We start from the raw sequence: 15,105 nt of genomic DNA, 5'->3' as shown, positions 1-15,105 counted from the left end.
ACGAAGTTGATCTAAACTGTCAAGTTATAAGATAAGTTAATAAGCCGTTTAATATATATTTATATATTAATCGTTTTTTCATTCAAACACATAATAAGCAACTTATTAAAAAAGTATTTAAAAATAAAAAGAATATTCATTATATTGCATTTAATATAACCTAAACTTCTTTTTTATTTTGCTTTTTTTTTTTTTTTAGTTTGAGAAAAAATAGAGCAAATTCAAAATTGAATTTATTGATCTTTAAAATGTATAAAAATAATCGGGTTTTTTATTGAAAATCATTGCTTTTTACTATTCAATATATTGAAGTGCTAAATTTCCGAATTTCTTCTTAAATTCATTACTTTTTTTGCTTTTAACTACGTTTTTTGAGCAACTTTTTAGCATTTTCTACATACTTCAATGTTATTTAACAAATATTGCAACAAATTTCGCCTTTTTTTCTTCTTTGTTAGACCTTAGATTTTATTTAAAAAATTTCAAAATATTAATAGAAAAAATGATGTAATAAGGAATTTTGAAAAACAGGAATAAATTCAACTAATGCTCAATTAAAGTTTTATATTATTTTGACTCTTATTTAATAAAAAGAGTATTAAAAAACTCATGTTTTTATATAAAAACAATGAGTTATTTAGTGAATGTATTTAAGAGTTAAATTTTTAAATTTGTTCTTAAATTGTTTGGTTTTTTGTTTTGGGATGATTATTAATTTGCTTTTGATTTTGAAGCTGCTACTAAAGCAGGGATAATGATTGCTAATATGCAAAGTAACATTACAACATTGACTGCCAGTGTTAATTTTGCATCAACTTTGTTAGCAGTTCAAGAATCTTTATCTTTATCTTGCGGCTTACTTGGTTTTGTAGGATCCTGAGGATTGCTTGGATCTTGAGGTTTGGTTGTTGCCTTACCATCCAATGCTTCTTTGCAAGTTTTTACGTTTTTAATTAAACTTTCAACTTGTGTTTTGTCTTTAGCATCAGTAAATGTTAAAGCATTGTAAGCATCATCAAATGCTTTTTGTTTTTCTTTAGTATCTTCAAGATATAAAGTTGATTTAGTTACATCTTTATATTCTGCCTTAATATCAACCAATGCTTTCATAGAGATGTTCAATGCTTTTGCATCATTGAAAGCTTGGTTAAGTTCTTGAGCAGGTTTTGAAACGATAATTAATGATTTATAATGATCTTTTTGAGCCTTATTTAAATAAGTTAGAGAATCAAGTGAGTTTGTTAAGATTAGAACAATTGCTGAATTAACTTCGTCTTCTACGCTTTCAACGCTGTCAACAGTTGCCTCATTTATTTTATCTAGTAAATTTTGTTTAATTGGATTAGTAATCTCTTCAATAGTGTTAACTTTTTCAGTTAATTCTTGCTTTTTGTTTTCAAGGTTTGCTTTGTTAGTTGAACTTAATTTATTCTTTTCAGCTCTTATCTTTTCAACATCAGCAAGGTTTTTAGCATCATCTGTTTTATTTGAAAGTGTTACTTTATTTGCAATTGTTAAATAAGGATCATTTTGAATTTCCATTTTTAGCACATCTTTAGCACTACCTAATCTAGAATCACCATTTAAGTTAGCTTTAGCATTTTCATAATTAGTGATTAAAGATTGAACTTGAGCCTTATCTTTGTTATCAACAAATGTTAAAGCATTTAACGCATTATCAAATTCAGTTTTCTTGTTTGTGTCACTATCAATATATCTTTGACTGGTTAAAAGAGTAGTTCCTTCAGCTTTTTTATCTTGTAAAGTTTGCATAATGTTAACTAAATTAATTACTGTAACATCATAAAGAGTAATGAATGTATCTATATCTAATTTAGAAGTTGCTTCATTTCTTAAAAAGTCTTTTTGTGCTTGGCTTAGATTTACAAAACTTTGAATTTTTAGTTTCAATCAATCTCTTAAAATATTTGTAACTTCAGTAAGAACACTTGGATAAGTTTCCAAAGTCATAGCATCAACTTTAGAAATTAAATGATTTTTTTCGCTAGGTTCTGTTCATTTAGTTGCATTAATTTTATCTTTTAAATTATTTTTAAGTTCTTGTAACTTTACTTTATGATAGTTAGCTATTTCTTGTCTAATAGGATCTAAATCAGAAACTTTAGTTGCAAGATTAACCTTCGCAATTAAAGATTGCTTTTGGTGAGATTCAAGATATAAATCTTCTTGAATTTCTTTAATTAATGCATCTTTAGCAGCTTGCAGGTTATTTATTTCACCGTCAAGTGCATTTTTAGTATTTTGTAAAGTTTGAAGCAACATATCAACTGTTGCTTTATCTTTTGCATCTGAAAAGTTTGAACTAACATACGCTTGATCATAGGCATCTTTTTTACTTTTAGTTGCATTAGTGTAATTTATTGTTTTAATTACATCAGCGTATTTTGATTTTTCATTATTTAATGCTTCCATTGACAAGTTCAGTAAATCGAGTTCAGGTTTTAAATTATTTAATAAATCAAATTTAGCAAAATTTTCATCAATTTTTAGTTCTTCAAAATTTAAAATCTTGCTTCTATATAAATCTTTTTGAGCTTTGTTTAAATTTGAAATTGAATTCAAATATTTTTCAAATTCAGCAACTGCTTTATTATATGCATCTTTAATTGAATTATTAATTTCAGCACGATTAGCGTCTTTTCAATTAGTATCTATAAATTGTTTAGTTTGAGTTCTTCATGTTTCTTCAGTATAAGTTACTTCATTAATTTTTTGTTTTAATGCATCTTTAAGTCTACTTGACAATTGAAGATTATTTCTTCCTCGTTGTAATGCTTCAATTCTTACTTCAATTGCATTGTTATCTAAAAATTTATTGTCATCAATTTGTGATTCTTTAAATGCATCATTATAATGAGCTTTTAAAGCGTGGGGAGAGCCTTTATATAAAGAAGTTTCAATTAAAAATAAATATAACTCTCTTTCTTCTTTTAAAGTCTTCATTAGCTCATTCATTTTCTTAGCTTCTATTTCATACGCTAGGATTGCATTAATATTTTTTACATATTCTCGGTAATGTGTTGCACCGCCTGTAACTTCTTTTTGAGACAGATAATAGTTTTTTTGAGCAGTGTTCAAATTTGCTGTATTAGAAATAAACTCTTTTCAAGCATCAACCATTGGTAAATAAACATCTCTACATAAAACTTCTGATGAATAATCTCAATCTTCATAATTGAAGTCTGCTTGTTTAATTGCATCAGCATTTTTATTATGCAGTTGTAAATTCTGAATAATTGCTTCTCTCTGATTTGAATTAAAAATTTTAAAAGCATTAACTTTGCTTATTAGCATATTGTAAAAGTTTTCTGTTCCATCAAGAGCCATACGAGCTTCTTTTATTTGCTTTAATTTTGGTTTTAATTCTGGTACAGGGATGTATCTACTTAATAGACCTTCTGTGAATATTTGATTTCATCAAAATTGATATTCATTTTTTTTATTTGAATTTGCATATTCATATGCCGCTGCACCACGATAAAATACTTCATCCATAAATTCTTTTTCATTAGTTAATTCAGATAAAAGAGCTATATGTTCTTTCATCTCATTGTCTAATACAAATAAGTCATCATAGTTTTTATATCAATTAGGATATTTTGCATTGTAAGGTAAAATTCTTTCATAATAATAAAAGCCCTTATCATCTCCACCTAAGTACAAACTATAATCTGTATTTTTTGTAATTTGTCTAAGTTCAGCTGTTAAAGTACTTTTCAATGATTTATAGATTCTTTCTCTAAGCGGAACAAAATCTACCGCATCAGCATTTTGCACTTTTGAGGATAAAGAATCTTTTTGCTTTTTTGTCAATCAATTAGCTCTTGCAATATAACCATATAACTTGTCTTTTTCTGCATCAAGTTCTGCAGGAGCCAATAATAATGCTTTAGTATGTATCATCTCTTCAACTGTTGTTTCAACAAATGAAAAATCATAATAACTTTTAGTTCCATTCTTGATGTTTGTTGCTTTAGTTCAAATTCAATCATATGCATCTTGTTGTTTTTGATTTGCGTTTACATAACTAGTGCTATTTTTTAAAGCAAAGAATTCGCTTTCTAATGATTTAAATTCCTTCATAATAAGATTAAGCTCTTTAAGCTCAGGCACAACAGTAAGAAGTAATTCATCATGCAAACTGTTAAGGTTGTCTCTAAAATGTTTTGAGTCTAGAAGGTTTGCATCATTTTTATAAGTAGTAACTAATGTTCCGGTGCTACTATTAGCAAAATGTTCTCTTTGCCCACCATTAAGATAGTTATTTTCCCCATCAAATAAAAGATTTTGGGTATTAACATTTTTTATGGCGTTAATTAAACTTCCAATGATGTCATTTTCTCACAAAGTCTTTTTAGCATATGGAGCATCTGGTTTGCTGCCGATTCATGACATGTTTGTTTCATTGTAACTTGGAATTTCATGATCAATTAATTGAGTTTTTCTTTCACTGCTAATTCATGGTGAAGTTTTAACAATATCTGTTAATACTTTTTTATCCAAACTTAGATTACCATTTAGCTTTTCATACTCTTTTTTAAGTTGCTCATCGATTATTTTTCTCACATTTGCTGGAGGTTGAAAAGCTTGAAAATCGGTTCCAAGAATAAAAAATCTTTGTTCTACCTTGCGTCATCCATCAGCTACTCTTTTATCTGAACCTATAAATAGATATTTTTTAGTTACTTTGTTTTTTCCTCCGTCAATTGTTTCATCATAATAGCTTCAAAACTCACGCATTACGTCTACAAGTTCTTGGGCTTCAGCTCACAAAGGATAGCGCTTATCAAAATATTCTTTGGTGCCGGGATCATTTTTATAATTGTCGTAATAAGAACTAACTTTATCTTTTTGTTTATCATACAAATAATTTTTAGTGTTTCTTGAATCATCATGACCTTGGCTTATTCTGTAGATAGCATAAATCATATCTTCGAATACAACTTTATAAAACCTATTGACATAATCTGGAGTCTTAGGATGACCTCAATTTTCCTTTAAAAATTTAAGTATTGATTCAATTTCCTTTTTTGATTCATCCCGTATAAATGTGCTCTTTTTATAATCATCAAATAATTCAGCAAGAGTTAAAGAAGCTCTAGTGCTTCTTGCTTCTAATTTCTTGTCAGCTAAAGAAATGCTTGTCAGCGGAATTGTGGTCACCGGTAAAAGTGATAATATTAAAAATAGTTTTTTTAATTTTGCCATATTTTTTTTCTCTTATATTCCTTTTTATTTAATAAATAAAAAGATACTATAAAAATTAAAAATTTAATAATATTAATATTATTATTGACGTCTTAAGTTGGAAATTTTACCTTTAATTCAATTTTTATAGCATTTTTTTTAATCCGTGTAAATTCAAACAATAATAAAAACATTGAATAACATTGAGTTATGTTGTTCAATATATTGAAGCTTTAAATTTCCGAATTTCTTCTTAAATTCAATAGTTTTTTTAACCAAATATTTTATTTTTCAATAAAAATAAACATAAAAATTGTTGTTCAATGTTTTGTTGAATGCTATTCAAACAAATTGAATAAATTTCAGTATAGTTTCAATGCCATTTTGTGTCTATTTTATCTTTATTTTTTTCTTTTAATTCATATATTTTGACTAAGAAATATGTTTAAAAAGATAAAACAAAAAAGTGAATAATTTCAATAAAAAAACACACATGCTTCTAAGCACATGTGTTCATTTTTTTAAAAGTTTTTCGTTATTTTTTACTTATTTTTCAACTAACGATTTGTGATTTTTTCTAAAATTTCATTATATTTATCTTGATTTATTATAACAGCTTGGCCATTCCCAAACCAACTGGCATTATTATTGACACGTGATTTAAATCATCTAGCACCTTTTTGTCCATACTTGAAATTAATAATTTAGCACCGATTTGCTGTACTTTCATTGCTAATTGATCCTTAACAAGATCTAGTCCAATTAATTTACTTGTAGTAAAAGGGTTTTTCTTATATTCAATCAAGCCTTTATTTTCAATGTAGTCTTCTTCACCTTCAATAAATATAATTCCATTATATAAGCTTTTATAAGCCATAATTAATCAGTATCTCTTTCAAAAATACAAATGGCTTCTTTTCTTGTCCCTCCAAGAAATCCAGGAACTTCGACACTAAATGCCGTAGCGACTCTTCAGCCTTGTTTTCCATATGCATTTAATGCTTGTTCCAATACAGTAGGGTCAAATTTACCGCTAAACTATTTGTCTTTTTGTGATAAACTTTGTATTCTTTCATTTTTATTTCCTCCATAAATATTAAAAATATTTATAAGAACATTTATTGCTTGATGTCTGAAAAAATGCTTTTTTTATTTTCAATTAAAACAATGCAACAAAATAGGTAAGTAAAATAAAAAGCATCCCACTAATTATCGTAAGATGCTAGGCACTTGGTATGGTGCGGATGAAGGGAATCGGACCCTCGTATTCAGATTGGCAACCTGATGTTCTACCATTGAACTACATCCGCATGGTGCGAGTGAAGGGAATCGAACCCTCGTATTCAGCTTGGAAGGCTGAAGTTCTACCATTAAACTACACTCGCTTTTAGCATTGTTTATTATACTAAAATTTTTACTTTCTTCTTAATTTTAATCTAAGTTTTTTAATAAATAATATAAATTGAAAAACTAAAAAAAGAAATAAAAAAAATGGCGATCGCGGCAGGAATCGAACCTGCGACAACAGGCTTAGAAGGCATGTGCTCTATCCCCTGAGCTACGCGACCGTGTAGCATTAATATTTTAGCACAATATTATGTGGAGCAAATAAATTTCATAATTTTTAAAATAATAAAAAAATGGCGATCGCAGCAGGAGTCGGACCTGCGACCCCAAACTTAGGAGGTTTGTGCTCTATCCACTGAGCTATGCGACCACTCATTAAATTTTACATCATTAAAAGTATTTATAATTTTATGGTTTTATTTTGAGTCAATATTTTTTTAAATTTCTTCATTAAATAAGTCATTTTTTAAGATTATTAAATCTTTGGTTTTATCGTAATCTTGAAGTCTATTTAAAGCGTTGATATAAATTTCTAAACTATCTTGCATTTCTTTAAAAGTATAGTGTTCATTTGGTCCGTGCATTAAATGCATTGATTTTGTAGCACCAAATGCGACACAACTATCAAACAATCTTGCATAAGTTCCGCCACCAATTGCAATTGGTTTTTCATCAACTTGTAAACACTCATTATAAGTTTGCATTAGTATATTTACAAGATTGCTATCTACATTTAAATACTTTGCAGGTTTATGACCAATTTGGATAATCTCAACCTTTTTATTAAATGAAGCAAAGTATTTGGTTAAATCAGCATAAACTGATGTCTTATCAAATGTAACAGGAACACGTAAATCAAAACTTAAAGTTACGTGTTTTCCAGTTGTTTTAATCTTGCCTAAATTTGCACTTAGTTTTCCAGAAAAATCTTCATATTCTGGAAAGATTTTTGGAAGCGAAAAATCATTATCTTGAAAGTTTTCATTAATAAATTTAACTAAAGAATGTCCTTTTCATTCAGGAAATGCTTCAGCAAAGGCTTTAAAGAATTTAATAATTACATTGTCTCCTTTTTCGGGAGTAGAACCATGCCCACCCTTACCTTTTACTTGAATAATTTGTTTATCTTCTGAAAGTTGTGAATCATTTACTAAAATTTCTCTTACTTTTTCAATTTCGCCAAAACTTGCATAAAGTGTGTCAGGAATTTGATTTACTACTTCTCCTGCTTTTACTACTAAATTATCAAGTCTTGGAAATTCTAAATCAACATGATAAACCAGTTTTTCTGCATATATTAAAGGTCATTCCCCATCCGGAGTATATGCAACGTAAGGAAGACCAAACTTATTTAAATACATTTTCATTGAATACATATTTGTTTCTTCGCTTAGTCCAAATACTAATCTAATTGAAACATCATCGCTTAATAAATCATTATCTTGTATATATTTCATAGCATAAAGTGAAATAATTGCAGGTCCTTTATCATCAAGTGTTCCTCTACCAAAGATTTTATCTTCTAAAATTAAAGGTTTAAAAGCTTCACTTGTTCATTGACTTTCATCACCGGCCGGAACTACGTCCAAATGAGCCATGATTGCAATTACTTTTTTACTATTACCAATTTGTGCAAATCCAAAATAACCTTCTGGATCTTTAAATGTTCTAAAATTAAAACTTTTTGCTAAGTTTAATGCAAAATCAAGTGCCATGTCAACTTCTTTAGAAAAAGGAGTAACACTATCTTTTTTAAATTTTGAAATTGAAGGAATTGCACAAATTCTTGCAATATTTTTTACCATCTCATTAAACTCATTTTCAGTTTGCTTATACTTAATTAACTCTCTCATTTCGCTCCTTTAAGTATTCTAATTATAAAGTTTGGAACGAAAAACTTGCAAAAATTAAAAAAACCTAGCACATACTAGGTTAATAGGTTTTAAAGTATTGTAATTCCTTTGTTGTGGAAAACATAATCTTTGTTTCCACCAAAAACAACATCAATTAATTCAGGATAATCCGTAAACGGATTTCTAATTTTTTGGTGTTTTGCAATTCCATTATTTCTTCCTACATCAAAAGCACTAACTTGATCAGCTTTTGCTCATCTTAAATAAGTTGGTAAATATTTTGAATTAATTAATCCTTTATCATCAAATACTCTTACTCCGGCACTTATATTTAATTTATAATCACGATAAGTTAAAGAAAAGTAAAGATAAGCTCTGGCGATATCACCTTTAAATTCAAAGATTGGTTCACATACTAAAGCATTATCTTCTTTAGAAGCACCAATTTTGGTTCCCATTGTTGAAACAAAGGTTGCTCTTTTCTTAATTTCACCGTAAGGAAAGTTTGAGTGTTTTCCATTAACAAGTCCATCTCCTGGTCAAACGTGGTGAGCATCGTTATACATTGGAACTGATTTAGGATCTTGGCCTGCTATTACTTTGCTAATATCAAATCATGATTTAGGAACCATATGTTCTCTTGCTAAGAATCCGCCTTCTACATTTCAATTATCATGTTTCATATCTCAATAAGTAAAAGGATCTTCACCATATGGATTTTCAGTATATATATCTATATAACTATCATCTTTTTCATAATATTTATCTAAAAAAGCTTCATGATAAGTATTATAAAGGGCTTGATAACCGTCATGATAAAGGGTAATGCCTTTTCTTGCTTCTTTTTGAAGTTCAATTAAAGCATTAATTAACTCATCGCCTTTTTTGCCTTCTAAACTCGCATAGTAATTGTCTGCTTGATATTTTAAAATATAAGGATCTCTTGGTTTTGTGCCAACTACAACTTCACCTAAAAGTTTAGTTTTTGCTTTTTCAAGCTTTTCTAACATCTTTTTGCATTCATCACCGTTTTTTGAAAGCTTAACTTTTTTACCTTCTTTTAAAAGCTTTTCATAGTCTTTAACGGCATATTTTGAAATTGCATTTCGTCCAATTTCTAAATCTTCTGCTAAAGGTTTAACATCAAACTCAGAAGTTCCACCTATTAGTTTTTGGACAGTATTTTCAATTAAAAAGAATCCAAGTTGTTGAATGTATTTATATGATTGTTTTTTATCACTTGGATTAGGGTTGGGTTTAGGTTGTTCTTCATTATGACATTTAGATGCCACAAAAGGAAGGGCAGTCAGTGTTAATGAAGAAAGCAACACTGATAATATTTTTTTCATTTCATTTCTCCGTATTAACAAGGTTAATACGCAAAAATTATATAACTTAAAAAAGTTATAAAATTAAATTTTCAAAATATGAAGAATAAAAAAATAAGCCTTATAAAAATGCTTACTTTTTGGTATATTTCTTTGATTTTTTTATAAAAGATTATGAAATTAAAAAGCTTTAATAAATTATTTTGTTTTAGCAAGAGCACGTGCTTTTCTTCTATCGTCTCTCGCTCTTTCTTTTGCTAATTTAATTTGTCTTTCTTCAGCTCTTTTTTTGTTTCTAGCTCTTACATCTTTTCTCATATTTTTTCCTTTTAGCTTTTTAAGTAATGTTAATTATATGGTAAATTTAAAAATTTATTTTAGTTTTCCTAGTAATTCATCTAAATCAATTAGTTCAGCTGCTTTTAATTTTTTATCAACTGATTCTTTAGTTGCCCTTTTATCTTCTTTGACATTCTTTTCTTTGAAAACTTCTCCAACGTCAAGAGCAGATTCATCGGTTAAAGTAAAGTCAGTGTCAACATGATCATCTTCTAATAAATCTGTGTCAGTTAAGTCAGTTTCTTCAAACATGTTTTCTTTTTTGATTTCAGGTTTTTTCGTTTCTAAACTTTTTTCAGCCACTTCAAATAAAGTGAAATCTTCATCATCTTCACTTTCATTTGCAACTATTTTTTCTTTGCTTTCTTCAATGTTTTGATTTTTAACAAAAAGGGCACTTTCTACAGTTAATGTTAAATCTTCATCAATGGCTTTTTCGAGTTTAGCTTGTCTTCTTGCTTTAACTTCTTCATTTTCATTATCATCAAGTTTATTAACTTTAACAGGTTGCACTAAACTACCAACGTTGTTAAAATCTTTAATTTTAGGTGCTGACATAATTACACCAGGTTTACATGATTCAACATTTTTTAAATTAAATTCAGTTGGTTCATTATTTTTGTTAGTGTAAATAAGTTGAAGTTTTGTTGTAATAACATCACTGGCAATAATGTCTGAACGAAGACGCTTTGCAGGGACAAATAAAATCTTTGGTCTATTTGTTCTTTTAACCGGCAAGATATTAGCAGCTTTCATTTTATTAATTTGACCTTTGTTTGTTAGTATTATTGCCTTTTGGCTTGAGTCTAAACAAACAAAAGATTGAATTACTGTATCTTCAGTTAATTTAGAGAATTTAACACCTCTAGCTGATAGTTTTGCAACTGGAATTGAAGAGGTTTCAAAATAGTAGTAAAGTCCTTTTGAAAGTAATACTAAAACTGATTTTTGATCATTTGTAACTTTAGCATCAACGAGTTCATCTTCTTTTTCATTTAATGGTAAACATGAACGTTTTCTTGATAAAACTTTGATATCAAATTCACTAAATTCAACACGTTTTGCAAGCCCTTTTTTTGTTATTAAAAGTAAGTTTGCATAGTTGTCAAAGTTTCTAATTTCAATTACTCTAATAATCTTTTCATTTACTGAAAGTGGAACATAACTTGAGACGTGTTCTCCTAAATCTTTTCAGCCATTTTCTTTGAAAACGTGAGAGTCTAAAACAAAGAAATTTCCATGATTTGTAAAGAATAAAATCTTTGATAAAGAGTTAATGAAATCATAGTGCAATATTCCATCATTTTCCTTGAGTTTAAAACTTGAAAAAAGGTTGGATATAAAGGTCTTTTTTGAAATTTTCTTGATGTATCCTTGTTTGGTTACAAAGATATAAAAATCTTCATTTTTTATTAGAGATTTAGTATCAATTGTGGTTGAAATTTGTTCATCACTAATAATGGATTTTCTTTCTCTTCCATATTCCTTTTTAATGTCTTTTAAAAGTTCAATTAAATACTTATTAAATTCAGCTGAATCTTCTAAAAGTAGTTTGCATCTTTTAATTAATTCTTCTAAATTTCTAGCTTCTTCTTGAAATTGAACTTGGTCCATTCTTGAAAGTTTATAAAGTCTAAGTTCAGCAATTGCTGTTGCTTGTAAATTAGTAAATCCAAATACTCTTTCCAAAGCTTCAATAACACCTTTTTTAGAATTATCACTTGCTTTAATAACCTTAATAACTTCATCACTAATTTCTGCAACTCTAATAAAACCTTCAACAATTTCAAGTCTAATTTTGTAACGTTCTAAATCGTAAAATATTCCTTTAGTATTAACATCTCGTAAATGCATTAAATAAGCAATTAAAGCAGATTGTAAATTCATGACTTTTGGTGCGTTTTCATCAATTGCAATCATGTTGTAATTGTAACTAACTCTAAGGTCAGTTTTGGTCATTAAATAAGTAACGATTGCTTCTGCATTTGCTTCATTTTCAAGTTCTAAATAAATACTAATTCCATCACGGTTTGATTGGTCTCTTACTTCTTTAATTCCACTAATTGTTTGCAGTGCAACAAGTGTGCCAATATCACCTACAAGTTTTGATTTAACAACCCCAAAAGGTATTTCAAAGAATTCAATTCCAATGATTTTTTTACTATTTTTTGGATCAAAAACATATCTGTATTGACTTGAAATGTAAATTTTTCCTTGCCCAGTTTCAAAGGCTTGCTTAATTCCTTTTAGGCCATTAATTATTCCACCGGTTGGAAAGTCAGGTCCTTTTACATATTCCATTAAATCTTCAATTGAAGCAGTTGGTTTTTTAATTAATTTAATTGTTGCATCAATAAGTTCATTTAAGTTATGAGGAGGAATTTCAGTTGCAAAACCAGCAGCAATTCCTTTTGCTCCATTTACTAAAAGGTTGGGAAATAGTGCCGGAAGGACGATTGGTTCATATTCTGAGTCATCAAAGTTTGGTGCTAAATCAACAACTTTTCTGTCTAAATCTTTTAGTAATAATTCACTAATTTTTTCAAGTCTTGATTCAGTATAACGCATTGCAGCAGCAGGGTCATCGTCAATTGATCCTTTATTTCCATGCATTTCAATTAAAGGATAGTTGCTCTTTCATTCTTGACACATTCTAACAAGTGCTTCATAAATAGAACTATCACCATGTGGGTGAAAACGGCCGATAACATCCCCAACAATTCTGGCTGATTTTTTAAAAGGAGAAGTATTTTTAAGATGTAAGTTTCACATTGAATAAAGTATTCTTCTTTGAACAGGTTTTAGTCCATCACGACTATCAGGAATTGCACGTTGTTGAATAATATATTTTGAATATCTTCCAAAACGTTCGCCCATGATGTCAACCATGCTTTTTTCAATAATATTTTCAATGTATTGATCTATTTTATGTTCTTTTGATTTATCCATGATTAACCTCTATTTTGCTCAATTTTAAAATCATCTTCTAATGAAAAGTCAACATGATCATTGATTCAACTTTTTCTGATATTAACATCATCACCCATAAGGGTGCTTACTGTTCTTTCAGCATTAATTGCATCATCAATATTAACTCTAATTATAGTTCTGGTTTTTGGATTCATTGTTGTTTCTCAAAGTTGATCCGCGTTCATTTCTCCAAGACCTTTGTAACGTTGAATTTCATAGTTTGAGTATTGATTAGTAAGTTGTTTTAATTCTTCTTCATCTCAAACGTAAATGTCTTTGCTTTTTGAAGATTTAATAGTAAGTTTATAAAGTGGAGGCATGGCAATATATACTCTTCCTTCTTCAATTAAATCCTTCATATAACGGAAGAAGAAAGTTAAAAGTAGACATTGAATGTGGGCACCATCAGTGTCAGCGTCAGTCATTATTATGATTTTTCCATATTGAGCATTTTTAATACTAAACATGTCGCCAATACCAGCACCTATTGTATTAATAATAGTTGCAATTTCTTCATTAGCAAGCACATCACTTAATTTTGCTTTTGCAGTGTTTATTACTTTTCCACGTAAAGGTAAAATAGCTTGAGTTACACGATCACGCCCCATTTTTGCAGATCCACCAGCAGAATCACCTTCGACTAAAAATAGTTCTTTTGCATTTACATCTTTACTTTGGGCTGGAGTTAACTTTCCAGATAGAATTTTTTTGGTTTCAAGTTTAGTTTTAGCTTTTCTTGTTTCATTTCTAGCATTTCTTGCTGCAACTCTTGCTTCATAAGCTCTTTTGATTTTGTTGATAATTTTATCTGCTTCAGCTTTATGTTCATTTAGATAGAAAGTTAATTTTTCGCTAAAAAAGAATTCAACAGCATCACGTGCTTCAGGAGTTCCAAGCTTATCTTTAGTTTGACCAACAAACTCTAAAATTGATTCAGGAATTTTTAAAGAAATAATTGCAATTATTCCTTCTCTAACATCATCTCCTTCAAAAGAACTTTTGCCTTTAATTAAATTATTTTTAATAGCATATTCATTAATTGTTTTAGTAAGTGCTGTTTTAAAAGCAGTTTCATGTGTTCCGCCATCACGGGTTTTAACATTATTTACGAAGCTAAAAATTGACTGACTGTATTCGTCAGTATAAACCATTGCAATGTCAATTTCAATATTTTTATTGCTTCCGCTTACATAAAAAATTTCACTTGAAAAGTGTCTTCCTTGACCAATGTATTTAACATATTCTTTAATACCTTCATTGGTTTGATATTCAGTACTTTCGCCAGTAATTTCTGACTTAAAAGTTATTTTTAAATTAGGAATCAAAAAACTTGATTCATGTAATTTTTCTTTAATAATTGAATCTGAAAATTTTGCTTTTTTAAATATTTCAAAATCGGGTCAAAATTGTACTTTTGTCCCTCTTTTAGTAGTGCTTCCCACTCTAGTAGTTTTTTGAATGATTTTGTTTTGTTTAAATTCAGTAATATACTCACTTCCTTCTCTAAAAACTGTCGCAATCAGTCTTGAAGAAAGGGCATTAACTACTGAAGATCCAACACCGTGAAGACCACCACTAGTTTTATAAACACCTTCATCAAATTTTCCTCCAGCATGAAGTTCAGTAAAAACTAGTTCAACTCCTGATTTACCAGATGAGTGTTTAGTAATTGGAATTCCCCGCCCGTTATCCTCAACAACAACAGAACCATCTTCTTTCATGATAACTTTGATAGTCGTCGCAAAGCCTGCAAGTGCCTCATCAAGAGAGTTATCAAGAATTTCTCAAACTAAGTGATGAAGTCCTTGAGCGTCAGTTGAACCAATGTACATTCCTGGTCTTTTTCTAACAGCATCAAGCCCCTTTAAAACCTTCAAATCACTAGCTTCATATTTATTAAATTTATTTGCCATAATTACATTAATTATAAACTATATAAAACAGTATAAAAAATAAAAGTTTTAAATTTTATTTTAAGTTTTTAATAGCAAATTTTAAGAAAAAAGTGAAGATTAATTAATTAAAAATTTATTGAATTGTTTTTTCCAAATTTACTCTTA

The 15,105-nt window shown here is 28.6% G+C and carries 7 protein-coding genes and 4 tRNA genes; all 11 read right to left on the bottom strand.

The window, feature by feature from the left end; translation table 4 throughout:
* Nucleotides 1-711: 711 nt before the first annotated feature.
* Nucleotides 712-5,229: a GA module-containing protein gene (locus R9C05_RS00865; RefSeq protein ID WP_121940979.1), complete on the bottom strand. Its 4,518-nt coding sequence runs from the start codon at nt 5,227-5,229 to the stop codon at nt 712-714.
* 586 nt (nt 5,230-5,815) lie between these two features.
* Nucleotides 5,816-6,085 (bottom strand): hypothetical protein, encoded by a 270-nt coding sequence (locus tag R9C05_RS00860; RefSeq protein ID WP_121940978.1) that lies wholly within the window; start codon nt 6,083-6,085, stop codon nt 5,816-5,818.
* 2 nt (nt 6,086-6,087) lie between these two features.
* A complete protein-coding gene (locus tag R9C05_RS00855) occupies nt 6,088-6,219 on the bottom strand; it encodes a DUF4177 domain-containing protein (protein WP_121940977.1) in 132 nt (43 codons plus the stop codon).
* 225 nt (nt 6,220-6,444) lie between these two features.
* A tRNA-Gly gene (locus R9C05_RS00850) sits at nt 6,445-6,518 on the bottom strand.
* A 1-nt stretch (nt 6,519) separates the two neighbouring features.
* Nucleotides 6,520-6,593: transfer RNA gene (locus tag R9C05_RS00845), tRNA-Gly, on the bottom strand.
* Between the two features lie 107 nt (nt 6,594-6,700).
* Nucleotides 6,701-6,776: transfer RNA gene (locus tag R9C05_RS00840), tRNA-Arg, on the bottom strand.
* Between the two features lie 73 nt (nt 6,777-6,849).
* Nucleotides 6,850-6,925, bottom strand: a tRNA-Arg gene (locus R9C05_RS00835).
* Nucleotides 6,926-6,992: 67 nt separating this feature from the next.
* Nucleotides 6,993-8,408 (bottom strand): Sapep family Mn(2+)-dependent dipeptidase, encoded by a 1,416-nt coding sequence (locus R9C05_RS00830; RefSeq protein WP_121940976.1) that lies wholly within the window; start codon nt 8,406-8,408, stop codon nt 6,993-6,995.
* Nucleotides 8,409-8,497: 89 nt separating this feature from the next.
* The gene (locus R9C05_RS00825; RefSeq protein ID WP_121940975.1) at nt 8,498-9,757 is read right to left on the bottom strand and encodes an endonuclease; all 1,260 of its coding nucleotides are present in this window, start codon (nt 9,755-9,757) and stop codon (nt 8,498-8,500) included.
* Between the two features lie 351 nt (nt 9,758-10,108).
* The gene (gene parC / locus R9C05_RS00820; protein ID WP_121940974.1) at nt 10,109-13,024 is read right to left on the bottom strand and encodes a DNA topoisomerase IV subunit A; all 2,916 of its coding nucleotides are present in this window, start codon (nt 13,022-13,024) and stop codon (nt 10,109-10,111) included.
* A 2-nt stretch (nt 13,025-13,026) separates the two neighbouring features.
* Nucleotides 13,027-14,958 carry a DNA topoisomerase IV subunit B gene (gene parE, locus R9C05_RS00815; RefSeq protein WP_121940973.1) on the bottom strand — a complete coding sequence of 644 codons (1,932 nt, stop codon included), beginning with the start codon at nt 14,956-14,958 and terminating at the stop codon, nt 13,027-13,029.
* Nucleotides 14,959-15,105 lie beyond the last annotated feature (147 nt).

Source organism: Metamycoplasma subdolum (assembly GCF_033546815.1).
Taxonomy (GTDB): domain Bacteria; phylum Bacillota_I; class Bacilli_A; order Mycoplasmatales; family Metamycoplasmataceae; genus Metamycoplasma; species Metamycoplasma subdolum.
This window is presented reverse-complemented; position numbering and strand designations above follow the sequence as displayed.